A 24,214-nucleotide genomic window follows, 5' to 3' on the forward strand; every position below is an offset into this window, starting at 1 on the left:
AAGATAACAACGGAATCTTAATGAAAGTCAGCCCAGCGACCAGAGCGTTGCGTTCAGCCCAAACGAGTGCATCAAAACCCACGGTCACGCCTATGATCGCGCCGTCTTCAAAGGGAAGCGGGATCTCATGCGCGTCAGTTCTGCAGCGAACAACACTTACAACGAACGGGTCTTCACCCTGGTTGTTGTCGGTCTGCAGTCATCCAATCAGCGCCGGTCAGAGCAAACCTTCACAGTGTCTTACGACCGTCTGCAGTCCACTGTTCAGCGCATTAATGCTTGTGGTGGAAGAATTCTGTCGGTGACAGCCGGCAACGCTTCGGCCCCAGCGCACTCCCCTGGCTCCACAGCCTCCAACGTTTCCAAAGCCCCCGCCACCTCCACCGTGACCGACACCCCAAGCAAACCGGCACACAAAACTGTGCCTGTGAACCTTTACAAGCCGAAAGCTCCCTTCATCGGCACTGTCACGGAGAACTACAGCCTGCTGAAAGAGGGGGCCATCGGACGGGTGCAGCACATCACCTTCGACCTCAGCGGTGGCGATCCCCATCTCGACTACGTCGAAGGTCAATCCATCGGCATCATTCCCGAAGGCGAGGATGCCAAGGGAAAGCCTCACAAGCTGCGCTTGTACTCCATCGCCAGCACGCGCCATGGCGACAACATGGAAGGCAACACGGTGTCGCTCTGTGTTCGCCAACTGGAATACAAGAACGAAGCTGGCGAAGAGATCAAAGGGGTCTGCTCGACCTACCTCTGCGATATCGAGCCAGGCAGCAAAGTGAAGATCACCGGTCCTGTGGGCAAGGAGATGCTCCTTCCTGACGACGAGGACGCCAACGTGATCATGTTGGCTACAGGCACAGGGATCGCACCGATGCGCACCTACCTCCGCCGCATGTTCGAGCCGACAGAGCAGGAGAAGAACGGTTGGAACTTCCGCGGCAAAGCCTGGCTGTTTATGGGTGCGCCGAAGACTCCAAACCTTCTTTACGACGAAGACTTCGAGCATTACGAGCGTCAGTACCCCGACAATTTCCGCTACACGAAGGCCATCAGCCGCGAGCAGCAGAACACCAAGGGCGGACGCATGTACATCCAGGACCGTGTCCTCGAACATGCTGATGAAATCTTCTCCATGATCGAGAACCCCAAAACCCACGTCTACATGTGCGGATTGCGCGGTATGGAACCAGGTATTGATGAGGCCATGAGCGCTGCTGCTGCTGCCAAGGGTCTGGATTGGTCGGAGTTGCGCCCGCAGCTCAAGAAAGCTGAACGTTGGCATGTGGAAACCTATTGAGGTCGGCTAAACCGTCCCCAACCAAGGGAAGCCCGCCTGATGGCGGGCTTTTTTGTTGCCTTGCCACCTCAGACGGTCAGCAACAAAAAACATGGCGGGTTGTTCTAGAGCACTGTCAGGACGGAAATTCCTGGTTAAACCAGCGTCAGAACGAGCTGTGCCATGAGCGCAACGATGACGAACCCGCTGAGGGTCGGACTGCGTCAAGAGCGAGTGATCGCACCCCAGTGCCTGGTGATCTTCGGAGCGAGCGGTGACCTCACCCATCGCAAGCTCGTCCCAGCGTTGTTTGAGCTCTTCCTGCAGCGACGCTTGCCGAGCGAATTCGCTCTTCTTGGCTGCGCCCGTCGCCCCTGGAGCGACGAAGAGTTTCGCCAGAAAATGGCCGAGGCCATGACCAAGACGGTGAACGAGAACCGCGTGGCCTGGGACCAGTTCGCAGCTGGGATGTTCTACGAGCCTGTGGATCTGCAGCAGCCTGAGGATCTTGTGAAGCTGGGACACCGGCTCGACAGCATCGACCGCCTCCGGGCAACACGCAGCAACCGCACGTTTTATTTGTCGGTTTCGCCGAAGTTCTATGGCAGTGGTTGCCGGGCACTCGCCGATGCGGGCCTGCTGAAGGATCCCCAACGCAGTCGCGTGGTGATTGAAAAGCCCTTTGGACGGGACTACGGAAGCGCCCAGGCCCTCAACCGCATCGTTCAAAGCTGTGGCCAGGAGAATCAGATCTTCCGCATCGACCACTACCTCGGCAAGGAAACGGTGCAGAACATCATGGTTCTGCGCTTCGCTAACACCATTTTCGAACCGATCTGGAACCGGAATTACATCTCCAGCGTTCAGATCACAGCGGCAGAAACCGTTGGCGTTGAGGAGCGTGCCGGGTACTACGAAACCTCTGGTGCACTGCGCGACATGGTGCAAAATCACCTCACGCAGATGCTGGCGATCACGGCCATGGAGACGCCGGGGCGTTTCGACCCCGAAGCGATTCGCAGCGAAAAAGCCAAGGTGCTGCAGGCGGCCCGTCTGGCTGATGAAAACGAACCCTGGAATTGCTGCATCCGCGGTCAGTACGGCCCAGGTGGAACCCAGGAGACCCCCCTGGCCGGATACCGGCAGGAGCCTGGGGTCGATCCCAACAGCACCACGGAGACCTACGTGGCCATGAAGCTGTTCATCGACAATTGGCGATGGCAAGGGGTGCCGTTCTATGTGCGCACCGGCAAGCGCTTGCCGAAACGTCTCAGCGAAGTGGTCCTCACCTTCAGGGAAGCGCCGGTGCACTTGTTCGACGCCGCAGGCGGCGGCCCCACAGCAAACCAGCTGATCCTGCGCATCCAACCCGACGAAGGCGCTGAATTCCGTTTCGAGGTGAAATCCCCTGGATCCGGCATGCGCAGCCGTCCGGTGGAGATGGAGTTCTCTTACGACGAATCCTTCGGGGAACCCTCCGACGAGGGCTATGTGCGTCTGCTGGCGGACGCGATGCTCGGCGATCCCACCCTGTTCACCCGCAGCGATGAGGTGGAGGCCGCCTGGCGCCTCTACACCCCCTTGCTGGAGCTCATTGAAGACAGCCCATGGCAGCTGCCGATCCATCCCTATGAGTCACGAACCTGGGGGCCCGCAGCCTCTGACGCTCTGATGGCCCGCGATGGCCTGCTCTGGCGCCGTCCCTGATTGTTCTCGACAGACACCCACAGACACCCATCCCTTCCCCACCAGCTGAACCATGTCACCCCAGCTCACGCTTCAGACCCCCCTGGAACTCCCCCCTGCGGAAGTCCCCAGCTACCTGGAACAGCTCTGGTCACGCGACCAGCAGGGGGGCGTTGGCTCCCACACGTTCTGTCTGCTGATCTGGCAGCCGTCCTGGGTGGAACAGCAGCTGGTGCGGACCGGTCGCCTTGAGGGACCGATCACCGGGGTGCAGCGCGCCGAGCTGGTTCAGGCCGGTCGCCAGGTCGTGGTGGATGGAGATCTGCCTTTGAGCACTTCACCGCTCACTGCGCCGGTGGCAGCGTGCCTGAGCAGCATGGGCGGATCCCAGCAAGCTGATGACCTCAGGGGCCAGCATATCGATGCAGCCCTCAGCGCCCTCAGGCCCCGTCGGCTGATCACCCTGGCTCCAAGCCTGGATGATCACCAGGCCTTGGAAACCCTGGTTGCGGCCTACTGCCCACTGCCTGAGGAGGGGGGTGGAACCGTTGCTTGCGGTGATGTGGTGGTTCTGCGCGGAGGGCAACCTGCACTGAACGACGGTCTTTCCATCCTGCAGCCGCTCCTGCCTGAGGATCTGCCCTCCTGGGTGTGGTGGAACGGTGCCCTCGATGAGGCGCCCGAACTTCTGATGCAGCTCGCAGGATCTCCCCGACGGCTGATCATCGATTCAGCCCTGGGTGACCCTGGGTTCTGCCTGAATCTCCTCGCGACGAGGATCGAAAGCGGCCAGGCCGTCAACGACCTCAATTGGCTGAGACTCGGAAGCTGGCATCAAACCCTGGCCATGGTGTTTGATCCACCGAACCGCAGAAACGCCCTCAGCCATGTGGTGCAGCTGGACATCGACGTGGAAGGAGACCATCCGGTTCAAGGACTCCTGCTGGCCAGCTGGATCGCCGATCGCTTGGGCTGGCATCTGCAACGCACCCAGCATCACGACGACCACAGCATCAGTGCTGAATTCGCGCGCGCGGACGGAACGGCTGTGCAGATGCGTGTTTCACCAGTGCCCATGGGGCAACCGAGCATTCACCCCGGCCAGATCGTGGGATTGCGCCTGATCTGCAAGCCCGAGGACAAACCTGCGATCTGCGTGATCCTCTGTGCGGAGTCCGGGGGCTGCATGCGCCTGGAAGCCGGTGGGATGGCCAGCATGGAACTGATCGAGGAAGTGGTTGCCGTGCAGCCAATGCCCGTGGAGGCCGATGTGGCCAAGCTGCTGGAGGGTGGTCACGACTCCACCAATCCGCTGCTGGCCGCCGCGGCCCCCCTGGCTGCCAAGCTGATCAAGTGATGTCCCGCTGAGCGGGGCCCACGGTTCCACTGTCCCGCTCAGTTCATGGCCTGTGTGATCGCTGCTCCGGCCAGCGGCAGTGGCAAAACTCTGCTCACCCTCTGCCTGATTGCCTGGGCGCGGCATCAGGGGAAGAGCATTCAGCCCTTCAAGGTGGGGCCTGACTATCTCGATCCCCAGCTCCTCAGCCTCAGTGCTGGCAACGTCTGCCGGAATCTCGACCTCTCCCTCTGCGGCCAGGAGTGGGTGGATCTCAGCTTCCGCGGATTTGGCGGTCGGTGCGACATGGCCATAGTCGAAGGCGTGATGGGCCTGTACGACGGCATCGGAGCCAGCTCCGAAGGCAGCACGGCTGCTGTTGCCAGACATCTGAATCTGCCGGTGGTGCTGGTGGTGGATGCCGGCAGACAGGCCCGATCCCTGGCGGCCGTGGTGCGCGGGTTCCAAACCCTGGAGCCGCGCGTGAACCTGGCGGGGGTGGTGCTCAATCGCGTGTCCAGCCCGCGCCATCGCGAGCTGCTGGGCACCGTGCTCGAAGAGATCAACGTTCCCTGTCTGGGAAGTCTGCCGCGGGACGCGAGCCTGAATCTTCCCAGCCGACACCTTGGCCTGGCGCCAGCCCATGAGCTCGGAGCGATGCAGGAACGGATCACTCGCTGGGCCGCACTGGCCTCCTCCCATCTGGATCTGCAGAGGTTCGAACCGTTGCTGAAGGCACCTGCCGCCGGTCCGGATCCGATCCAAACCGTGCTGGCCCCGGTCTTGGAGCAGCAGCCCAAACCCATGGTCATGCCTGTGGCCGTCGCTCAGGACGAGGCCTTTCATTTTCGTTACCCGGAAATGCAGGAATGCCTGGAAGCCATGGCCATGCCCGTCATTCCCTGGAGCCCGCTCGCCGATGAACCGCCACCAGCGCAGGCTTCGGGACTGATCCTGCCGGGTGGCTTTCCCGAACTGCATGCAGAAGCGCTCAGCCACTGCCGCCGCAGCCTTTCGGCCCTTCAGCAGTGGATCACCCAGAAACCCCTCTACGCCGAGTGCGGCGGCATGCTGATGCTGGGTGAGTCACTTAGTGACGCTGAGGGAACGCACCATCCCATGGCAGGCGTGCTGCCCTTCCGCGCCGAGCGCGGAGCCCTGCAGGTGGGCTATCGCTCGCTGCGCGCGGCAGATGATGGATTACTGCTGCGCGCAGGGGAGTGCTTGAGAGGGCATGAATTCCACCGCTGGCAATTGAGCAAAGAATCCGGTGATTTCGTTGAAGGAGTGAAACCCCTGTGGCAGGTTGAGGGGTGGAAAATCTCGCGGAGACACGAGGGATGGAGCCTTCCGAGCCTGCACGCCAGCTGGGTACACCTCCACTGGGCCGGCTCCTCGACGATCTCATGCCGATGGCGCGCCGCTCTCGAAACCGCGGCAACGCGGAACGCGGCCGTTTCTTGAGCCGAGGCAAACACAAGCCCACCATCACGACGGAACGCTGGCGGTTTTTTGTGGAAGGAAAGGTTCAAGGTGTTGGGTTCAGGCAGGGGTGTTGCCGTCGCGCCATGGATCTCGGCCTGAGCGGTTGGGTTCGCAACCTCCCCGATGGCCGCGTGGAGGTGCAAGCGGAGGGAACACCCATGGCGCTGAGTGAATTGCGCCTCTGGTGCGAACGCGGTCCCGCCGATGCGCGCGTGAGCCAGGTGAGGCCCTCGCAGCTGCCCATCACAGGAGCGGACTGGTTCGAAATCCGCAACTAACCAAGCGCTGCGATGGCACCGGCAACACCGCCAGGGATCGCGCTGATGGTCACAATCCGATTACATCGTCACCAGTGACCTATGGCCGAACATCGTCAGCTCTGGCTGTTGCGCCATGGCGCTACGGAATGGGCCAAGAACGGACGGCATACCGGCAGCACCGATCTTCCCCTGCTTCCTGAGGGTGAGGAGGAAGCACGACTGCTGGCACCGGTGCTGACAAGCCAGACCTTTGCCGCCGTGTTCAGCTCCCCTCTGCAACGAGCGCGTCGGACCTGCGAGCTGGGCGGCCTCGGGGAGCAGGCCCAGGTGATGCCGGAATTGCTGGAATGGAATTACGGCGATTACGAAGGAGTGACCACGCCGGAGATCCGCAAGACGGTGCCGGGTTGGACGGTCTGGAGCCATGGTTGCCCCAACGGCGAAGATGCCGAAGCCGTGCAAAAGCGCTGCGAAATCGCCATCCAACGCGCCCTGGAGGTTCCCGAACCAGGGGATGTGGCCCTCTTCGCCCATGGACACTTGCTGCGATCGCTCGCGGGCACCTGGCTTGGTCTGGGTGCTGTGGGCGGCAGCCTGTTGAAGCTCAGTACAGGGAGCATCTGCGTGCTGGGATTCGAGCGCGAAAACCGTGCGATCGTTCGTTGGAACGCTCCGGCCAACGGCCGGTTCTGATGAGCGACACCACTCTCTGGGCCGAACTGCTGGCCTACGGCACGGGCATCGGCCTCTCACCAATTCACATTGCTGTTCTGCTGCTCCTGTTGTTGGGCCCCCAGCCCCTGCGCCGCGGTGGCTGGTTTGTTGCGGGCTGGGTGGTCACCACCCTGCTCACCGCAACCCTGCTGGTGACGGTGGGGCACACCCTTGTTCTCGACATGAGCCACGGCTCTCATCACCGCACGGGCCTTGATCTGCTGGCGGGTGGAGCCTTGGTGGCCATCGGCGGCAGGGAGCTGCTGCGTTCCTTCGCCGATGGAGCCGAGCCACCGGCCTGGACCACCAGCATCGATCGCTTTGTGGCCATGCCGTTGCCACTGCTGCTGCTCCTTGGCGCAGCGGGAGAGGTGATCAGCCCCGACGACCTCGTGCTCTTCGCCAAGTCGGCGGGTGTTGTTCTCGCAGCCCAGCTGCCCACCTGGCAGGAGATCGTGGGATTGGCAGCATTCACAATCGGAGCCAGCCTTTTTCTCTTGGCCCCACTGATCGCCGTGATCATCGGACGCGACAAGGTGATTCCAATCCTCGAGAAAGGCAAGCAAGTGCTGTTTGCCCGAGGCGGACTGGTGGTGGGGGGGGTCAGCCTGGGCCTGGGGGGCTATCTGGGGTGGCAGGGCATCAGCGGTCTCAGCCTGCTTTGAGGGCCTGAGCCCAACGTTGTCTGGCCCCTTCAGAACCGGCACGGCCTGCGATCCAAACCCCCTCACGGGCGCGGCTGACTGCCACATACGCAAGCTGCCGGCGCAGATCAAGGTCCTGGGGCCAGAACACATCGTCGGCGACAAACACCTCGCCAAAACTGCTGCCTTGGCTGCGGTGCACGGTGAGCACAGCCGCAGGTCCCAGCGACGCGAAGGCATCGCGCACCAGGAAATAGCGGCGCCAGAGCGGACGTCCCCCCTGCTTACCGGCGTCACGGGCCTGCGAGCGCAACTGCTGGAGCAGGGCGTCTAGTTGCTGCCTGGCGGAGGTGCCGGCAGGCGGTTGCAGGCGCAGGTTGAGTTCGAGCTCCCCGCTACGCACCCGTGCATTCAGGGTTTCAATCACAGGTGCACCCAAACCAGCCAATGCGAGCTGGGCCTCGCCGGCCACACCGAACTCCGCCAGGTCGCAACGTTCAGGGGACACGTCCTCCACCACAAGTTCACGATTGGAACCGAGCACCAGATCGGGCTCCTCTCCGGTCTCGCCACCATCCCGTGAGGCCGGGGCCATCACCGCGGTGCGGGTGATCAGCACCTCACCCGGCAACACCGCCATCTGATCGGCCATCTCGCCATGAATCGCCCGGCGTGCGTGGGGGACCAGCAGCTCAAGCCTGCGGTTGGTGTAGCAAAGAATCCTGGCTGCATCGGGGTTATCGCAGGCTGCCGCCTGCCGCAGAGCCTCCTGAGCGCGACTGAGCCAATCGGAGCGGTTCATCACCCCCACCTGGCCCAGATCCGTGCGCACCGGAGCCAGAAGCGGTGGCACCTCACAGGGCAGTCGGCCATCACGCAGACAACTGGCCAATTGCAGCACAGGGCCTTGATGGCGCACCACCTGCTTGAGGCAGGCATTCACGGCCCGCGTCATGGCAAAAACAGGGCTGTCGCTCTCTCCCACCGGCGGCAGCTGGGCCGGATCCCCAACAAACACCAGTCGGGTGCTGAAGGTGTGTGCGCACTGCAGGGCGATCGCCAGTAGGGCGCTGTCCACCATGGAGGCTTCATCGATCAGCACCAAACCGAGATGCTCAAGGGCTGCAGCCGTCTGCTCGGTGGATTCACACAGTTCACGATCCCCCTGTCGCTTGAGCTTGAGACGCAGCAGACGGTGGATGGTGGATGGATACCAGGTTGGGCGCAGCCCTTCAAGCGCCAGGGCCTGCCTGAGCACACCCACGGCCTTATGGGTCGGAGCGACGACAGTCCAGCAGAGGCCACTGGCCTCCACCTGCTGGAGAAGACGCATGGAGAGGAACGTCTTGCCGCTGCCAGCGAAGCCACTGAGCACGAACGGGACGGTGGCATCGGCTTGATGAAGCCAGTCGGCAAAGGCATCGGCGGCCTGTTGCTGATCACTGGTGAGAGCCAGCTCGGAATGGGCGGGCGAGCTCACCCGAACGCCTGAGACAGAACCTGGGCCAGATGCAGGGGAGAACCAACAAACACCAACCCTGGAAGAGCGATTGCTGGGCCGAGCAGGCTTCCAACCAGCACCTCGAGCCTGGAGTGACCCAAGCGTTCTTTCAGGGGTTTGTCAGGGGATGGATCCCAGAGATTGCTGGGCAGAGCATTCACTCTCTCGGCAGTGAACCCCGCCGCACGCCGCACGCCACTGGCGTCGTACATCACCACAAAAGCCACTGTGGAGGCCAAAGCGAAAGCGGGGGAGTCAAATCCATCGAGCCAACCCACGGCAGCGGCTGTACCGGTGACCAGTGCCGAATGGCTTGATGGCATTCCTCCGGTTTCGATCAACACCTGCGGGCGCCATCGGCGCTGGGTGACCAATTCGATGAACAGCTTCGAGAGCTGCGCGATCCCGCAGGCCGCGAGCCCCCAGGCCAGAGAGGCGTTATCGAGAAGCTGGAGCGGTGCGCTCAACGAGGCAAACAGCATGGTCAACGGTCCCGGCTCGCGACGTAGTCCGCGAGCGCCAGAAGCGGCTGCGCCTTGGCTTTCCACGGTTCGAGCACCGCTTTGGCCTGAGCCACCAACTCAAGGGCGCGAGCCCGAGACGGTTCGAGACCGAGAAGTTTCGGATAGGTGGTTTTATCAGCGATCAGGTCCTTGCCGGCTGTTTTACCGAGCACGTCGCTGCTGGCGGTGACGTCCAGGATGTCATCCACGATCTGGAAAGCAAGGCCGATGCCATTGGCGTACGTGCGCATGGCATCGACCTGACTGGCGTCGGCGCCGCCGATCAAAGCACCGGTGACGACACAGGCCCGAAGCAGAGCTGCGGTCTTGTGGAGATGGATGTATTCCAGTGTTTCCAGATCAACCTCACGACCCTCACTTTCCAGATCCACCACCTGGCCACCCACCAGTCCCGGGGCTCCAGACACAAGAGACAGCTCGGCCACCACCTTCAGCAAGCGTTCGGGTGGCACCCCCTCACTGCGCACGGCCACCATTTCAAAGGCTCGGCTGAGCAGGGCATCACCGGCGAGAATGGCCATGGCATCGCCGTACACCTTGTGATTGGTGGGGCGACCACGCCGCAGATCGTCGTTGTCCATGGCCGGCAGATCGTCGTGGATCAGCGACATGGTGTGGATCATCTCCAGAGCCACGGCCGTTGGCATCGCCAGGGAGGCATCACCGCCAACCAGCTCACAAGCTGCCAGGCAGAGGATCGGCCTGAGCCGCTTGCCTCCAGCCAGGAGTGAGTAGCGCATCGACTCGCGAAGAGACTCGGGCCGCTCAGGACCGAGAGCCGCATCCAGCGACTGCTCGACCAGCTCCCGGGTCTTGGCCAGATAGGAACTGAAATCGAATTCAGCCTGATCCTCACCCGACGGCGTGACACCTTCAGGGCTGCTCGCCGTGGCGGTCATGAAGAACAGGATGCTCGCCGGATTCTGTCAGGCCGCAGGTCCCACGAGCACGATCACGGCACGAGGTCAGCAAGATCATGATCGAGCTGATGGCGTCGGCTCCAGGCCAGCACTGTGTTCACCAGGAGCATGGTGACGGTCATCGGACCTACGCCGCCCGGAACGGGAGAGAGCGCTGCAGCCAGTGGCTCCAGTTCGGCAGCGTTCACATCACCGCACAATCCACCCTCAGGCCGGCGGTGAATGCCCACATCCACAACCACGGCACCGGGGGCCACATGCTCAGCACCGATCATCTCCGGCCGTCCCGCTGCGACCACAAGAATGTCGGCCTGACGGGTGAGGGCGGCGAGATCGCGGGTGCGGGAGTGCGCCACCGTGACCGTTGCGTTGGCCGCCTGAAGCATCAGGGCCATCGGCTGGCCCACAAGAATGCTGCGTCCCACCACTACAGCGCGTTTGCCGGAGGGATCAATGCCCTGACTGCGCAACATGGCCATCACGCCGGCAGGGGTGCAGCTGCGCGGGCCGGGTTCACCCTTCAAGAGGCGGCCAAGGTTGAGTGTGTGCAGACCATCCGCGTCCTTATCGGGATCGATCGCAGCCAACAGAGGGGTTTCATCAAGACCCGCCGGCAAGGGCAGCTGCAGCAAGATTCCATCCACCCGCTCATCGGCATTGAGCGCTTGGATGGTCTTCAGCAGGGTCTCCGGTTGCGAGGACGCCGGTAGATGGGCCCCGAAGCTCTCCACACCCACCCGGGCGCAGGCTTTCTCCTTGTTGGCCACGTACACCGCGCTGGCGGGATCATCACCCACCCGCAGAACAGCAAGGCCTGGCGGGCGGCCGGCCTTGGCACAGCCGCTGCGCACCTGCTGGGCGAGGCGCTGTTCCAGCTCCTTGGCCAGCGCTTTTCCATCCAATCTGAGGGCCATCGCCGACTGATGCATGTGAATCCAGCATGCCGCTCCAGCAGAGCTAGCGTTTCCTCTGGAAGCATCCACCAATCTTGCGTTCGCATTCCCTAGCAAGGTTCTGGAGATCCTGGCTCAGGAGTGAGTCTCCGCGGCGGCCGGTGCTGCGCTGGACCCGCCTGCAACGCAGCGTTCTCCTGGTGCTGTGCCTTTTGGTGGCGCTGATTTCCAGTTGGCCATGGCTGGTGGAGCCCGATGTGCGGCCGGGCCTGACAGCGCCGTTTGACGCAGTGGCACCGAAGGATGCCCGGGTGGTCGACAGCGAAGCGCTGAAGCAACGGCGATCGAGCTTGGTGCCGAGCACGCTGGTTCAGGTGATCGACAACAAGCAGGATCAGCAACTGCGCATGCGTCTCGAACGCTATCTGGGAGAACTGGAACGGGTCGCCAGCAGCGATGATGCCGATCGGATCGGCCCGGTGAACCTGAGCGCCGCAGAAGAGGACTGGCTTGAAGAGCGCTTACCGGACGAACGCCTGAGCTGGGATATGGCTGTGCGCAGGGCGCTCGAACGCATGCTCAGCCAGGGATTGGTCAACAACCTGGCCGAAGAACAGCTGCGTCAGGCCACATCCCTACAGCTGGAGGAGCTGGGAGCCGCCGACGCGCCAGCACGAACGCTTGGCTCCAAGCTGCTCACCACCACCCTGCAGGGTGCCAGCAATCTCAAAACCGATCCGCAACGCAGCCAAAGGTTGATCGAGAAACTGATCACCCAGCAGGGCATCCCCGTGATCGAAGTCAACCAAGGTGACTTGATCACGCAAAAGGGCGAACCAATCAGCTCCCAGGCCTACGACGTTCTCGATTTCTTCGGCCTGGTGAACCGCAGACCCAAATTGGGAATCTGGCTGATCCGATTTACAGAATCCCTCGCCGCCTGCGGGATTCTCCTGCTCGTGATGCGCCGCGAGCGCCCCTGCCTCGAAGCACCCCATGGACTGCTGGCCCTGGGATTGCTGCTGATCTCTCAAGCCTGCAAGGTTTGGTTTGGCGCGGCCGTCAGCCCGTTGGCGGTGATCGTGCCGCCCACCTTGCTCCTGGCCCAGGGCCTTGGAACCAGCAGCGCCCTGGCATGGATGGCCGTTGCCAGCCTGCTCTGGCCCACACCGGTGACGGGCCTTGGGGAGGGGCGGCTGCTGATTGCTGCGGCAACAGCCACCGTGGCCGCTCTTCAGGCGGGCCGGCTCAGAAGTCGTGCCCAGCTTCTGCAACTGGCGGTGCTGCTGCCGCTCGGAGCGTTGGTTCTGGAGCTGCTTCTCCTCAACAGATCGTCAGGATCCCTTGTGGATCAGGACTGGAGCCGACTGCTTCCCAACTCGGGAGATCTGGCATCGGAAGCCTTGTTGCTGGGCCTGCTGATGATGCTGACGATCCTGGTCATTCCCCTGCTCGAAAGTTCCTTCGGTCTGCTGACCCGGGCAAGGTTGATGGAACTGGCCGACCAGGAACGCCCCCTGCTGCGCCGGCTCTCCTCAGAGGCTCCAGGCACGTTCGAGCACACGCTGATGATCTGCAGCCTGGCCGAGGAGGGCGCGCGCGCCATCGGTGCCGATGTGGATCTGATCCGCACCGGGTCGCTGTATCACGACGTTGGCAAATTGCATGCGCCGGATTGGTTCATCGAGAACCAAACCACCGACCACAACCCGCACACGGCACTCAATGACCCGATCGCCAGCGCGGGGGTGTTACAGGCCCATGTGGATGAAGGTCTGAAATTGGCCAGGCGCCACCGGCTGCCCCGACCGATCGCCGACTTCATTCCCGAGCATCAGGGAACCTTGCGGATGGGGTATTTCCTGCACCAGGCACGGCTGAAGGATCCCGAGATTTCAGAGCAGCGCTTTCGCTATCACGGCCCTACGCCCCGCTCCAAGGAGACGGGAATCATGATGGTGGCGGACGGTTGCGAGGCCGCCCTGCGCTCGTTGCCGCCCGACACGAGCGATGCGGAAGCCCGGGCCACCGTGAAGCGCATTGTGGAAGCGCGGCTGAGCGATGGACAGTTGCGTCAAAGCAGCCTCAGTCGCGCGGAGCTCGAGCTAGTGATGCGGGCATTCGTGAAGGTGTGGCGCCGCATGCGCCATCGCCGCATTCCCTACCCGATTCCGGCCAAACGGCGATTCACGGCTTAGAGGTGAGCCCAGGCGGGCCATGGAGCGCGTACACGCACCTGACTGCCTGGTTGATCAGGGTCAGGGAAACGCAAGGCGATCGCCCTGAGCCGCAGCCCCCCCGCTGCGCAGCCTGGGTTGTAGATCGGGTCGCCGATGATCGGATGGTGAAGGGCCGCCAGATGGGCACGCAGCTGATGGGATCGGCCTGTCCTCGGGCAGAGCCAGAGACGCGTTCTGGTTTCCATCCGCTGCAAACGTCGCCAGAGCGTGAGGCACGCCTTGCCGTCGGGATGCACGCCATAGGTGGGCGGTTGACGATTCAAACGCGCCAGGGGGAGATCGATCCGTCCGCTGACCGCTCCCATCGATCCCTGAACATCAGCGAGATACAGCTTCCCGACCCTTCGCGCTGCAAACAGAGCGCCCAACACCCGTTGCGTGTCGGCATCCTTCGCCAGAAGCACGAGTCCTGAGGTGTCGCGATCGAGACGATGCACGAGGCGCAGATCAGGGCACGCATGCTGGAGGCGGCTGATCAGGGAATCGCGCTGGTGAGCACCCAGACCGGGCTGGCACAGCAGGCCTGCTGGTTTGTCCACCACCAGCAAACGGGGATGATCGAAAACGAGGGGCAGTCCAGCCAGTTGACGGGCGACCTGGCCCCCTGGCCTACAAGCGACCACCGCGCCGATGGGCTGGACGGCACCAGTAAATGAGAGCCAGCACGTTCACGAGCCCGAGCAACACCGAAGCGAAACCCAGGGGGCGCGCCTCAGGACCGAGCACCAGGCGCACGATCCCGTAAGGCAACGCACCTCCAAGGGCCATCGACAGGGCCACGATCGTGAGAATCACTCCCCAACGTCGCTGCGCCAGCAGTCCGGACGCTGCCACGATGCCCACGATCGCCGCAGGCCAGGCCAGAGAAAAAGCCAGGGTGATGTTGGTGATTTTCAGGCCTGCGGATTCATCCAACCCAAAAGCCCCCCAAGCGATCAACGGCAGGGCAAGGAGATTGGCCAGCAGGCCAATCCAGGTCATCAACCAGTACCCGCGCAGCCTGGGACCCATGGAGTCAGCGTGCAAACGTGCTCACCGTAGGGGGCCGCTGCCGTCGCTCTAGTCCTCATCAATGCGCAACGCTGTGTCCAGAGCGCTGAGCAGCATGGCAGCGGCTTCATCGCGATCCATCGCGTCCACAGCCATCCGTTCGATCCAGGCTTGGCAGAGCGCTTCGATTTGATTGAACAGTGGGCCTGAGGCTTGCAGCGCATCACGCACGCGCTGGGACGCTTCTTGATCAATCTCAAGCTGATCCAACAGTCGATAGCGCTGACCGTCGTCGCCGAGATAGGTCAGGTAACCCTCGTCATCCAGTTTCGGAGTGGTGATGGGCGTGACGGATGGATCATCCATGGTGACCTCAGCCTCAGGGAGTTTCAGGCGGTTCAGGGGAGACGCCTGGGGGGACTGGCACGGAGCCCCGAAGCAGACGATCGGCGCAGAAGCTGCGGAACAGTGCCTCAACCTCCTGGGGAGGGAGACCTTGCACCAAGCGCGCTTCAATCTCTTCACGATGCTGCGACTGGTGATAGAGACGCAGCTCCTGGAACGTTGTTCTGGAACGGGCCTCGATCGCTTCCAAGGCCTCGTCGACCTGATGGTCAGCGAGTAGGGCACCGCCGTGGCAGTACTGCATCACATGCGCGGATTCATGGGCAAGCACCACCCAGATCTGCTTGGGGTCGTTGTCCAGATTGTTGGCACAGAGAAGGAGAGCGTTGCGCTGCGAATGAAACGCTCCCAAAAGCGAGGGTGGGCAATCTTTGGCCACCATGGTTTCGGTGCCGGCACGCCGAATCAGCGAGGCATAGCGGCCGATGCGATCCCAGCTCTCCGCGCGCACTGGCCGGGAGGCCAGAGACGCAAGAGAGACCATCGCCAGCACTGCAGCAACGGAACGACCAAGCCGACAACCCATCCATCAATCCCACTCCTGTTCTCATTAGAGACAAAAGAGACATGAACAGGCTGAAGGTGCGGTTCTTCTACTGATTCAACCGCTGAACGCTGGCCACCTTGTCCCGGAAGGACTGCTCGCGATCAATGCGCGTGTTGACGCGCAATGTGGCATGGATCCTCGGAACCCCGCTGTGATGCAAGCGCTCATGACAAGCCTTGACGCAGGCAAAAACGGCATCCCAATCACCCTCAATCGCTGTCCCATCGGGCCCCAGCTGATGCTCAAGACCCGAAGCCTCAATCACCTCCTGGCAAACCGCTACGTAGGGCGCAAGGGACACCCCCACACCGAGTGGCACGAGGCAGAGATCAACGCTCACGCGCATCGGTGGCTCCAGTCATGTCCTGTCATGGTTAGTCAGGAGCTCAGACAGATGCAAGCCCATGCAACAGGCCAGACTTGTCCAAGCGGGGGCGGCAAGGCCGGCGAGAACCCCAGCGCTGCGGAGCTCCTTAGGGAGCTCCAGTTTTTTTCGACCAGTCACCGTGCCCGAGCAGGCAAGCGCTGGGATAGCTAAGCGTGCGCCAGTCACCGGAACTTGTCTGAACTTCAAGCCCGATCCCCTGCTCAAAAGCTGACGGGGAGCGTCCTTGCCCTTCACACCAACGGCTGGCGGCCGCCTCCGCAGCAGCAATCGATTCATACGGCGCATCCAGCACTGGATGGGGAGTGCCGTCCAGTGATACCAATCGATAGAGGGCGTGTTTGGAGTCGGGCACTATTCCACTTTCGCAACTGTCACCAGTGTTCCATGCTTCCGAAGGGTGCGCCATCCCGGGAGCCGAATCCATCCACCCCAACGCCATGACGAGCCACGTTCTCACCAACGCCTACGAGGCCCTGCTGAGCTGCGCCCCAGCCCCTCTCTTTCAGAAGGCCAGAGACCTCTACCTCAAGAAGTACGCCCTGGATGGCCGCGAGAGCGAAAGCCCCTTACGCCTGTTTGTGGCCCGCGAAAACCTCAACGAAACCATCAGCCCCGACCCAGAAGCCCCGCCCCATGGACGCATTGCCCGCCTCGAAGCCAGAACCGAGGAGCTCGCCTTGGTCCACTGGCAGAACCCAGAACCCGCCGATCACAACGCTGTTGAGCACTACCTACGCGAAACATGGGATCTCACCGACATTGCGCTCCACTCCTGCGACGACCCTTGGTTTCGAGATGGCGGCCACCAGCAACGCCTCACACTCCCGACGCCCCTGCTCTGGACGCGGGAAGCCCGTTACCAGGACGTCGAAAAAACTCTGAAGGAGGAAAACCCATAAAAAGCTGAAAGCCAGCGCACGGACGCGCGAGCCTGGCTAACCCGGAATTAAGTCTCAGTGGATCAAAGATGAGAACACCCCTCCAGGAGCGCTACGTTCTGCGCCACAGGGGCAGCGGCCAGTATCTGCGGGTCAATGACCAAAGCCAGCAGATCGAGGCGATCGAAAGCCCCGAATCCGCTTGGAATTTCCACAGCCATGAAGGGGCCATCACCCATGCCCTCTGGATCGGCGAGGTGCATGGACAAACCCCTGATGTGGTGAAGATGCGCTGAGCATCCAACGCGATCAGAGCTCGTCTTCGACCTCAGGCTTGATGGTGCAATCAGCCAGGGGGTAGCTGACGCAGAGCAGGGCGTAACCATTCCCCATCTGCTCATCATCCAGGAAGCTTTGATCCGCTTGATCAACGCTTCCGCTCAACACCTTGCCGGCACAGGTGCTGCAAGCACCGGCACGACAGGAATAGGGAAGATCGACACCCTGCTCTTCGGCAGCATCGAGAATGTATTGATCGTCTGAGCAGGAAAAGCTTTTTCCGCCTTCAAGGGTGATGGTGAAGGAAGCCATGGAATTTCAAGCGATCAGCTCTTTGCTAATCGGCAACCACAAAGCAGGCAGCACCGCGTGCGTAATCGCTGACGGAGCAACAATCAACGCTGGCCGACCAGATCTTCCCAGGTCAAAAACTGACGGCTGTCCACCTGATCCGAGGATGCAGCGCGTTGATCGCGATAGGGCACCAGCTCCTCGTCAAAGCACTCCAAAATCGCCTCGGCGCGGTATTGACCCGTCCACTCTTTCCAGAACGACATTTCGAACAATGAGCTCGAGACCAGCATTGAGTGTCTGCTGCGAAAGATCCGTATTCGGGGCTACCTCAGAGGGTGCACAGGGGCACAGCCTCAACCCTGAATGAAATGGCGCAATCGCCTGGAGTCGTCAGCCATCCTGCGTTGGAGCTCAGCCGAAGGAGCGTCAGCGTCTTCGCGGGCTTGCGCTGAGAACACATCCTCCTCGGTGATCTGGAATCCATGCCCCCGGGCGAGCTCGATCAGAGCCTCAATCGAGAGAGGCTCGGCCAGGCTGGCCGCGAGCGCCGCGTCGGTTTCACGCAAGCGCAGGAAGGCATCAAGATCCTGAAGCGTCATTCGCAGCTGAAGGGGATGGCCACCATTCCATCACCGCACGCTGCTAAGACTGCTTCATCCTCGCGAATGCGATGCATGGCGATCCAACGTCTGACCTCAGTGCTTCTCGGAGCGGCCAGCACTCTGTTGGTTCTCGATTCAAGTTTGGTCGCGAAGGCGGCCTGCACATTTCTGCCTCCCGTGGGCGGCGACGGCAGCAGCAAGATCGTTAAAAAGCGCGTTGGCAAAGGAAAACTTCTCGGGCGAACCAACTGGAATACCGATTTCGCCGTGAACAGGCCCTATCGGAGTTACAAGCTCTTCTTCACCGCCGATTCCACAGCCACAGGAACCTATCCGGTGGAGGCCTTTCTGAAATTCACCGACGGAAGCAATCTGCGCGTGGTGAAGGAATCACTGACGCCGCCGATCGGCCAAGGGCGGATGTTTGGCCCCTTCACGGTGCCCCAGGGCAAGCAGATGAAGCAGGTGAACTTCAAGATTGGTGCGGGCAGTGACCCGAACTCCAAGGGGTTCAGTTATCGAATTTCCGTTCAAGGCTGCAACTGAAGGCGGCTCAATACCGATGCGTGAGCGACTCCTGCTCTTGATTCCAGTTGCCGGATTCAGCTGTTTGCTGGTGTTATTCATGGTGTTCTGGCAAGCCATCCAACACCAGAACAACCGATTGCAGAACCTCACGAATCGCTTGAAAGATCTCGAACAACGCGAAGAAGTGAACAGCCGGCAGCTCCTTGAGCAACAACTCGGCGTGTTGAAGACCCGCCAAGAGAAGCTGCAAATCGAAATCAAAAGCCTGCAAACCCTTCAGAACGACTCCGCCAAACGCGAAGCACGCCTGCTGGACATGCTCAGGAAGAACGCCGCCCTGCCCTCCACGCCAGAGGGGGGCACGGGGGATGCGCCGGCCATCCCCACCCCAGTCACAACCGATCCATCAGCCCTTAACCCTTAACCGCGTCGCCACTGGCGCTTGGAAGGATGAAGCGCTGAAGAAGCACAAACAGGATCAACACCGGCAGGATCGACACCACCGAACCAGCTGCGACAACGCGCCAGTCGTTCGAGAAGCTGCTGGCGAGCTGCTGCAGCCCGAGGGGCAGGGTGAACAGCTGGGGATCGTCAAGGATCACCAGGGGCCAGAGGAAATCGCTCCACGTGCCGATGAACACAAACATCGCCAGGGTGATCAGATCGGCTCGGGCCGCAGGAATCATCACGTTCCACCATTCCCCAAGCTTGCTGCAGCCATCGATGCGAGCGGCTTCCTCCAGTTCCACCGGCACGCCGAGAAAACTTTGACGCAGAAGGTAAAGACCAAAGGCCGTTGCAGCCTGGGGAATCACAAGGGCCAGAAGGGTGTTTCTCAGGCCCAGCTGCACCATTAGCAGGTACAGAGGAATCATCACCACCTGGAAGGGGATCAGGATGGTGGCGACCACCAGGCCCAGCACCAGTCCCCGGCCGGCAAATTGCATGCGCGCCAGGGGGTAGGCCGCCAGGGAGCAGAACAGAAGATTGGCCACCACAGCCACCAGGCTCACGATGGTGCTGTTCAGCAGGTAGAGGCCCAGAGGGTTTGTCTGGAACAACCGCACGTAGGCGGCGAGGCTGGGTTGCGCGGGAAGCAACGCCGGGGGGCTTGTGAAGATGTCTTCAGCAGGGCCTTTGAGCGATGTGCTCACAAGCCAAAGCAGCGGCACCAAAACCACCAAAGCCAACAGGATCAGCAAAAGCAGCTGAAGCACTGAGCGCGGGGTGGTGCGGTCCTTCGCCAGGGCGGGGGGCTGGTGACGGGCCATCGAGTCAGAGGGTCGGGCTGGCGTCCAAAGGCGTGGCATCCCGCTGGGGATGAAGGGTTGGGTTCAAAGACCCGGCCACCAGGCGATTGAGGGCATTCACAAAGGCCTGAGCGGCGGCGACCACCACATCGGTGTCGGCAGCATGGCCGGAAAAGAGCTGACCGTCACGCCGCAGCCGGATCGTGACCTCGCCCATGGCATCGATGCCCTCGGTGACGGACTTCACCGAAAACTCCACCAGTTCGTTGGGCTCCCCGGCCAGGGCATTGAGGGCACGGCACACCGCATCCACAGGGCCTGTGCCGATCGCAGCCTCGCTCTGTTCTTGGCCCTCCTCATCGAGCAGGGTCACGGTGGCTGTGGGCTGCAGACTGCTGCCGCAGCTCACCTGCACCAACTTGAGCTGGTAGCGGGCATCGGGTTGTTGCACCTGCTCGCTCACGATCGCCTCAAGGTCGCGATCGGTGATGTCGCGCTTGCGATCGGCCAACTCCTTGAAGCGGGCGAAGGCATCATCGAGGTCTTCGCGGCTGAGGTCGTAGCCGAGTTCCTCGAGACGGGCACGTACCGCGCTGCGGCCGCTCAGCTTGCCAAGGGAGATGCGGTTATCGGTGAGACCAACCGTGCGGGCATCGACGATCTCGTAGGTGAGGCGGTTTTTGAGAACGCCGTCCTGGTGAATGCCTGATTCGTGGGCAAAGGCATTCGCACCCACAATCGCCTTGTTGGGCTGAACCACCATGCCGGTGAGGTTGGAAACCAGACGCGACGTTTTGGTGATCTCCTCGGTGCGCACACCTGTTAAGGGGGTGGGGGAGTCTTCCGCTCGGCCGAAAAAGGGATTGAAGTAGCGGCGGCGGACGTGCAACGCCATCACCAGCTCTTCGAGCGCTGCGTTACCGGCGCGTTCGCCGATGCCATTGATGGTGCACTCCAACTGGCGGGCCCCGTTCTTCACAGCCTCCAGGAAGTTGGCCACGGCCAGGCCTAGGTCGTTGTGGCCATGCACCGACAGCACCGCCTCGCTGATGTTGGGCACGTGCTGGTCGATCCCAGCGATCAAGGCGCCGAACTCGGCCGGTGTGGTGTACCCCACCGTGTCGGGGATGTTGATCGTGCTGGCACCTGCGTTGATGGCCGCTTCGATCACGGCGTAAAGGAACTCGGGATCACTGCGGCCGGCGTCCTCGCAGGAGAACTCCACGTCGTCGACCAGAGAGCGGGCGTAGGCCACCATCTCGGGCACGATCGCCAACACCTCCTGGCGGCTTTTGCGCAGTTTGTGCTCGAGGTGAATGTCGCTCGTGGCGATGAAGGTGTGAATGCGGCGGCGCGGTGCAGGGGCCACCGCATCAGCGCAGGCCTTGATATCCCCGCGGGAGGCGCGGGCCAGGCCGCAGATGATCGGCCCCTGCTCTCCACCCACCTGCTGGGCGATGCGCTGAACGGCATTGAAGTCGCCAGGGCTGGCAAAAGGAAAGCCCGCTTCGATCACATCGACGCCAAGGCGCGCCAGCTGCTGGGCAATGGCCAGCTTTTCTTCAAGGTTGAGGCTGGCGCCCGGCGACTGCTCACCATCCCTGAGGGTGGTGTCGAAGATCAGAACGCGGCCTGGATCATGGGCCATGGCAACAGCCTCGACGCGATTTAGTCGGAATGACTATGAGTTAGTCCAGTTTAGGGGAGCGGACCAGGGCCAACCCAGGGAAATGGACCAGATGCCGGGTACATTCGACCCACTTCGCAGGGGGATGGTGGCCAACGGTGCTCTAGCGCTCGTTCTCCACGCCCACCTGCCCTACGTGCGCGGAGCTGCACCGCAGTCGCTGGAAGAGGACTGGTTCTTTCAGGCCCTGGTCGAGTGCTACCTACCGCTCCTGGACACCCTGGAGGCAGCGGCTGCCGATCCTCTCCAGGAGGCCCGGCTCACCATGGGCCTGTCGCCCACCTTGCTCTCGCTCCTGGCCGACCGCACCCTGCAATCGCGGTTTCCCGCCTGGGTTGAGGCCCGGCTGACGCTGCTCAAGCAGGCACCTGACGATCGCGAGGAGGCCGCCAGCGACCTCGGACTCTCGTTTCAAAAGCACCTGCAAGCCTGGAAAGACTGCGACGGCGATCTGATCAGCCGCTTCGCGGCTTTGCAGCGGCAGGGAGTGCTGGATCTCCTCACCTGCGGCGCCACCCACGGCTACCTGCCCCTGCTGCGCGAGCATCCGGAAACCGTGCGCGCCCAACTGCGCACAGCCGTGCGCGAGCACCATCGCCTGATCGGCGAGCGACCGCTGGGGATCTGGCTGCCGGAATGCGCGTATTACGAGGGCCTCGACCGCTGGATGCGGGATGCCGGCCTGCGGTATGCGGTGCTGGATGGCCATGGCCTGCTCCATGCAGAGCCCCGTCCGCGTTACGGCGTCTACGCCCCGATCGTGAGCCAACAGGGTGTGGCCTTTTTCGGGCGCGACAGCGATGCCACCCTGCCGGTGTGGTCCGCAAGGGACGGCTATCCCGGTGATCCCCTGTACAGGGAATTCCACCGAGACCTGGGCTGGGATCTGCCCGCAGAACAAATCGAAGCCCATGGCTTGCCCACAGGGCGTCCGCTCGGCCTCAAACTGCATCGGGTGAGTGATCCAAGCGGGGGGCTTGATGGCAAGTGCCCCTATGAACCGGAGAGAGCCCGCCAGCGCACGCAGGACCATGCCAGGCACTTTCTGCAGGGCCGGCGCGAACAGCTCGAGCGCTTGCAGGCGGGCATGGCGATCGAGCCTCTCCTGGTGGCACCGTTCGATGCCGAACTGTTTGGCCACTGGTGGTTTGAGGGTCCGCACTTTCTGCGGGAGCTCTTCCGTCAGGGGCCTGCTGAAGGCGTGCGCTTCACAAGCCTGCGCGGGGTGCTGGCCAGCAGCCCGAACCTGCAGCTGTGCGCTCCCTGCCCGTCCAGCTGGGGACGGGGAGGATTCCACGATTACTGGCTCAATGAAACCAATGCCTGGATCATCCCGGAGTGGAGCCGGGCCGGGCGGGCGATGGTGGAACGCTGCAGCCGCGGCGTGGGCACTGAAGCCGATTTGCGTCTGCTCCATCAGGCGGGCCGAGAGCTGCTGCTGGCCCAGTCATCCGACTGGAGTTTCATCCTGCGGGCCGGCACCACCACCAAACTCGCCAAGGAAAGGATCGAGCGTCACCTCGCGCGCTTCTGGCGGTTGATGGCGGCCATCGACCGGCGCGAAGACCTGCCCGAGCATTGGCTGGAGGACGTGGAAGCCGAAGATGCTCTGTTTCCTCTGATTCAGCCGGCCGACTGGCGGAAGATCGGAGACTGAGCGGAAGAAACGCCCAGCACCAACCCCCGCCGCAACTCCCAGGGGGACAACGCAAACAAGCGCAGCATCACCGCCATCAAGCGCGGCAAAGGAAGCGTGTTGGTGAGGAAGCCAAACCACTCCTCCCGCGGCAGCGAAAAGAAGGTGGCGAAGTGGGTGCGCAACAAGGCTTCGTTGAACCCCATCAAGCGGCCCAAGCCGAATTGATAGAGCTGATGGCGCAGCACCAACTCGATCGGCCAGAGCGCCTGCCAGCCCCGACGCGCCAAGGCCGCTGAGCCCAGGCTTGGATTGGCAAGGGCTTCCGCTAACGCCTGAGCCAGATCAGGCCCGCGCCGCAACAGCGATCCCAGCATGTAGCCCGAAGCGGGGTGCACCATGCTCGACGCACCCCCAAAGGCCAGCACCGGCTGACTGCGATCCGGCAACGGCAGGTTCATCGGGAAGAGGCAGAACTCCTCATGGATCACCTCGGTAATCTCCACGCCGCGCAGATCCAAGCGCTGCTGCAGCCGTTGCTTGAGCACGTCGTAGGGCACACCCGGTGCCAAGGCGAGCGAGGTCTCCTCCACGAAGAACACCCCATCGCCCAGATCCATCGCGTACAAAAACGTGGGTGGTTCGCTGCGCTGCTGCTCACTGAGGTGATCGCAGCGGTAGTCCATCAGCACAAACCGGCCTGCCTCAATCGGATTCTTGGAGAAACGACCCACCACGCCGTAGGCCGCCTGGCCCGCCACCGGTCCCTGATCCGGACGGCGAATGTGAGGCGTGCGTGAACCGGAGGCATCGATCACCAAGCGCGCCTGCAAAGCCGTACCCGAAGCGCAGCTGACGCTGGTGGTGGCACCGGTTGCGTCAACCCGCTGGGCCTTGTCTTGGTGCCAGACCACACCGTCGGCCCGCTCCAGCCAATAGCGCTGCAGAGCCGCCCGATCGAACAAGCCGTAGTCGATTCCGTGGGCATGGCTCTGATCCTGAGCCGTTGAGCCGCCATTGCCGAAATAACTGACGGTGTCGCTCCAGCGGTGCTCCAGCAACTGCTCGAGCCCCACCATTTTCAATTCATCGGCCCAGATGCCGTAGGTGTTCGGCCAGGGATCGTCGACCGGATCAGGCGCGATGCCGGCAACCGCCACACCGCGTTGGTTCAGTTCCGAGGCGATGCAGAGGGCAGCAGGACCGCCCCCCAGCACCAGCACATCCACCGGCTCAGCCAAG

The 24,214-nt window shown here is 62.3% G+C and carries 29 protein-coding genes; 13 read left to right on the plus strand and 16 right to left on the minus strand.

Annotated features, from left to right (window positions below):
* The first annotated feature begins 127 nt into the window (after positions 1-127).
* From petH to SynBMKMC1_RS08580, 7 genes are all read left to right on the plus strand, one after another.
* Positions 128-1,306 carry a ferredoxin--NADP reductase gene (petH, locus tag SynBMKMC1_RS08550; RefSeq protein ID WP_186471422.1) on the plus strand — a complete coding sequence of 393 codons (1,179 nt, stop codon included), beginning with the start codon at positions 128-130 and terminating at the stop codon, positions 1,304-1,306.
* 162 nt (positions 1,307-1,468) lie between these two features.
* Positions 1,469-2,992 (plus strand): glucose-6-phosphate dehydrogenase, encoded by a 1,524-nt coding sequence (zwf, locus tag SynBMKMC1_RS08555; protein WP_186471423.1) that lies wholly within the window; start codon positions 1,469-1,471, stop codon positions 2,990-2,992.
* A 52-nt stretch (positions 2,993-3,044) separates the two neighbouring features.
* Entirely contained in the window at positions 3,045-4,328 is a 1,284-nt protein-coding gene (locus tag SynBMKMC1_RS08560) for a glucose-6-phosphate dehydrogenase assembly protein OpcA (protein ID WP_186471424.1), read from the plus strand.
* Between the two features lie 45 nt (positions 4,329-4,373).
* A complete protein-coding gene (locus tag SynBMKMC1_RS08565; RefSeq protein WP_186471425.1) occupies positions 4,374-5,771 on the plus strand; it encodes a cobyrinate a,c-diamide synthase in 1,398 nt (465 codons plus the stop codon).
* Complete coding sequence (locus SynBMKMC1_RS08570) at positions 5,720-6,070, plus strand: acylphosphatase (protein WP_186471426.1); 351 nt, start codon at positions 5,720-5,722, stop codon at positions 6,068-6,070. The genes SynBMKMC1_RS08565 and SynBMKMC1_RS08570 overlap by 52 nt, the downstream gene beginning before the upstream one ends.
* Before the next feature lie 81 nt (positions 6,071-6,151).
* Entirely contained in the window at positions 6,152-6,745 is a 594-nt protein-coding gene (locus tag SynBMKMC1_RS08575) for a histidine phosphatase family protein (protein ID WP_011933468.1), read from the plus strand.
* Entirely contained in the window at positions 6,745-7,431 is a 687-nt protein-coding gene (locus SynBMKMC1_RS08580; RefSeq protein ID WP_186471427.1) for a GAP family protein, read from the plus strand. Before SynBMKMC1_RS08575 ends, SynBMKMC1_RS08580 begins: the two co-directional genes overlap by 1 nt.
* Here SynBMKMC1_RS08580 and SynBMKMC1_RS08585 read toward each other — a convergent pair.
* Genes SynBMKMC1_RS08585 through folD form a run of 4 tightly spaced genes read right to left on the minus strand, consistent with a single transcriptional unit; the run spans position 7,418 to position 11,269 of the window.
* On the minus strand, positions 7,418-8,890 hold the full coding sequence (locus tag SynBMKMC1_RS08585) for an AAA family ATPase (protein ID WP_186471428.1): 1,473 nt from the start codon (positions 8,888-8,890) through the stop codon (positions 7,418-7,420). The genes SynBMKMC1_RS08580 and SynBMKMC1_RS08585 overlap by 14 nt on opposite strands.
* Positions 8,887-9,393 (minus strand): divergent PAP2 family protein, encoded by a 507-nt coding sequence (locus SynBMKMC1_RS08590; RefSeq protein WP_011933471.1) that lies wholly within the window; start codon positions 9,391-9,393, stop codon positions 8,887-8,889. Before SynBMKMC1_RS08590 ends, SynBMKMC1_RS08585 begins: the two co-directional genes overlap by 4 nt.
* A gap of 2 nt (positions 9,394-9,395) precedes the next feature.
* Positions 9,396-10,334 (minus strand): geranylgeranyl diphosphate synthase CrtE, encoded by a 939-nt coding sequence (gene crtE, locus SynBMKMC1_RS08595; RefSeq protein ID WP_186471429.1) that lies wholly within the window; start codon positions 10,332-10,334, stop codon positions 9,396-9,398.
* 53 nt (positions 10,335-10,387) lie between these two features.
* The gene (folD, locus tag SynBMKMC1_RS08600) at positions 10,388-11,269 is read right to left on the minus strand and encodes a bifunctional methylenetetrahydrofolate dehydrogenase/methenyltetrahydrofolate cyclohydrolase FolD (protein ID WP_186471430.1); all 882 of its coding nucleotides are present in this window, start codon (positions 11,267-11,269) and stop codon (positions 10,388-10,390) included.
* A 71-nt stretch (positions 11,270-11,340) separates the two neighbouring features.
* Between folD and SynBMKMC1_RS08605 the strand changes: the two genes are divergently transcribed.
* A complete protein-coding gene (locus SynBMKMC1_RS08605) occupies positions 11,341-13,446 on the plus strand; it encodes an HDIG domain-containing metalloprotein (protein ID WP_186473394.1) in 2,106 nt (701 codons plus the stop codon).
* On the opposite strand, the gene SynBMKMC1_RS08610 is transcribed toward SynBMKMC1_RS08605, so the two are convergent.
* The 6 genes from SynBMKMC1_RS08610 to SynBMKMC1_RS08635 form a co-directional block, all read right to left on the minus strand.
* Positions 13,443-14,036 carry an RluA family pseudouridine synthase gene (locus SynBMKMC1_RS08610; RefSeq protein ID WP_186473395.1) on the minus strand — a complete coding sequence of 198 codons (594 nt, stop codon included), beginning with the start codon at positions 14,034-14,036 and terminating at the stop codon, positions 13,443-13,445. The two genes, SynBMKMC1_RS08605 and SynBMKMC1_RS08610, sit on opposite strands and share 4 nt — an antisense overlap.
* Before the next feature lie 61 nt (positions 14,037-14,097).
* Entirely contained in the window at positions 14,098-14,499 is a 402-nt protein-coding gene (locus SynBMKMC1_RS08615) for a hypothetical protein (protein ID WP_011933476.1), read from the minus strand.
* 48 nt (positions 14,500-14,547) lie between these two features.
* Entirely contained in the window at positions 14,548-14,844 is a 297-nt protein-coding gene (locus SynBMKMC1_RS08620; protein WP_041428569.1) for a hypothetical protein, read from the minus strand.
* Between the two features lie 13 nt (positions 14,845-14,857).
* Complete coding sequence (locus SynBMKMC1_RS08625; protein ID WP_186471431.1) at positions 14,858-15,409, minus strand: hypothetical protein; 552 nt, start codon at positions 15,407-15,409, stop codon at positions 14,858-14,860.
* 67 nt (positions 15,410-15,476) lie between these two features.
* Positions 15,477-15,776, minus strand: a complete 300-nt coding sequence (locus SynBMKMC1_RS08630) for an MTH1187 family thiamine-binding protein (RefSeq protein WP_186471432.1) — start codon at positions 15,774-15,776, stop codon at positions 15,477-15,479.
* Positions 15,777-15,903: 127 nt separating this feature from the next.
* Positions 15,904-16,170 carry a hypothetical protein gene (locus SynBMKMC1_RS08635; RefSeq protein WP_186471433.1) on the minus strand — a complete coding sequence of 89 codons (267 nt, stop codon included), beginning with the start codon at positions 16,168-16,170 and terminating at the stop codon, positions 15,904-15,906.
* Positions 16,171-16,255: 85 nt separating this feature from the next.
* Between SynBMKMC1_RS08635 and SynBMKMC1_RS08640 the strand changes: the two genes are divergently transcribed.
* The gene (locus SynBMKMC1_RS08640; RefSeq protein ID WP_186471434.1) at positions 16,256-16,717 is read left to right on the plus strand and encodes a hypothetical protein; all 462 of its coding nucleotides are present in this window, start codon (positions 16,256-16,258) and stop codon (positions 16,715-16,717) included.
* 68 nt (positions 16,718-16,785) lie between these two features.
* Entirely contained in the window at positions 16,786-16,992 is a 207-nt protein-coding gene (locus SynBMKMC1_RS08645; RefSeq protein WP_186471435.1) for a hypothetical protein, read from the plus strand.
* 13 nt (positions 16,993-17,005) lie between these two features.
* Here the strand turns inward: SynBMKMC1_RS08645 and SynBMKMC1_RS08650 are convergent, their stop codons facing one another.
* From SynBMKMC1_RS08650 to SynBMKMC1_RS08660, 3 genes are all read right to left on the minus strand, one after another.
* Positions 17,006-17,287, minus strand: a complete 282-nt coding sequence (locus SynBMKMC1_RS08650) for a 2Fe-2S iron-sulfur cluster-binding protein (protein ID WP_186471436.1) — start codon at positions 17,285-17,287, stop codon at positions 17,006-17,008.
* An 83-nt stretch (positions 17,288-17,370) separates the two neighbouring features.
* Entirely contained in the window at positions 17,371-17,532 is a 162-nt protein-coding gene (locus SynBMKMC1_RS08655) for a hypothetical protein (protein ID WP_186471437.1), read from the minus strand.
* Between the two features lie 90 nt (positions 17,533-17,622).
* Positions 17,623-17,868: a Nif11-like leader peptide family natural product precursor gene (locus SynBMKMC1_RS08660; RefSeq protein ID WP_011933485.1), complete on the minus strand. Its 246-nt coding sequence runs from the start codon at positions 17,866-17,868 to the stop codon at positions 17,623-17,625.
* Between the two features lie 75 nt (positions 17,869-17,943).
* Here SynBMKMC1_RS08660 and SynBMKMC1_RS08665 point away from each other — a divergent pair, with 75 nt between their 5' ends.
* Both SynBMKMC1_RS08665 and SynBMKMC1_RS08670 read left to right on the plus strand, forming a co-directional pair.
* A complete protein-coding gene (locus SynBMKMC1_RS08665; protein ID WP_186471438.1) occupies positions 17,944-18,417 on the plus strand; it encodes a hypothetical protein in 474 nt (157 codons plus the stop codon).
* A gap of 16 nt (positions 18,418-18,433) precedes the next feature.
* A complete protein-coding gene (locus tag SynBMKMC1_RS08670; RefSeq protein ID WP_186471439.1) occupies positions 18,434-18,823 on the plus strand; it encodes a signal protein in 390 nt (129 codons plus the stop codon).
* Here SynBMKMC1_RS08670 and SynBMKMC1_RS08675 read toward each other — a convergent pair.
* Positions 18,813-19,670 carry a carbohydrate ABC transporter permease gene (locus tag SynBMKMC1_RS08675; protein WP_186471440.1) on the minus strand — a complete coding sequence of 286 codons (858 nt, stop codon included), beginning with the start codon at positions 19,668-19,670 and terminating at the stop codon, positions 18,813-18,815. The two genes, SynBMKMC1_RS08670 and SynBMKMC1_RS08675, sit on opposite strands and share 11 nt — an antisense overlap.
* Positions 19,671-19,674: 4 nt before the next feature.
* Positions 19,675-21,297, minus strand: a complete 1,623-nt coding sequence (locus SynBMKMC1_RS08680) for a 2-isopropylmalate synthase (RefSeq protein WP_011933489.1) — start codon at positions 21,295-21,297, stop codon at positions 19,675-19,677.
* Positions 21,298-21,421: 124 nt separating this feature from the next.
* Here SynBMKMC1_RS08680 and SynBMKMC1_RS08685 point away from each other — a divergent pair, with 124 nt between their 5' ends.
* Positions 21,422-22,993 (plus strand): glycoside hydrolase family 57 protein, encoded by a 1,572-nt coding sequence (locus tag SynBMKMC1_RS08685; protein ID WP_186473396.1) that lies wholly within the window; start codon positions 21,422-21,424, stop codon positions 22,991-22,993.
* On the opposite strand, the gene crtL is transcribed toward SynBMKMC1_RS08685, so the two are convergent.
* Positions 22,960-24,213, minus strand: a complete 1,254-nt coding sequence (crtL, locus tag SynBMKMC1_RS08690) for a lycopene beta cyclase (protein WP_186471441.1) — start codon at positions 24,211-24,213, stop codon at positions 22,960-22,962. The genes SynBMKMC1_RS08685 and crtL overlap by 34 nt on opposite strands.
* Between the last annotated feature and the right edge of the window lies 1 nt (position 24,214).

Origin of the sequence: Synechococcus sp. BMK-MC-1, from assembly GCF_014279955.1 — a bacterium.
Taxonomy (GTDB): domain Bacteria; phylum Cyanobacteriota; class Cyanobacteriia; order PCC-6307; family Cyanobiaceae; genus Synechococcus_C.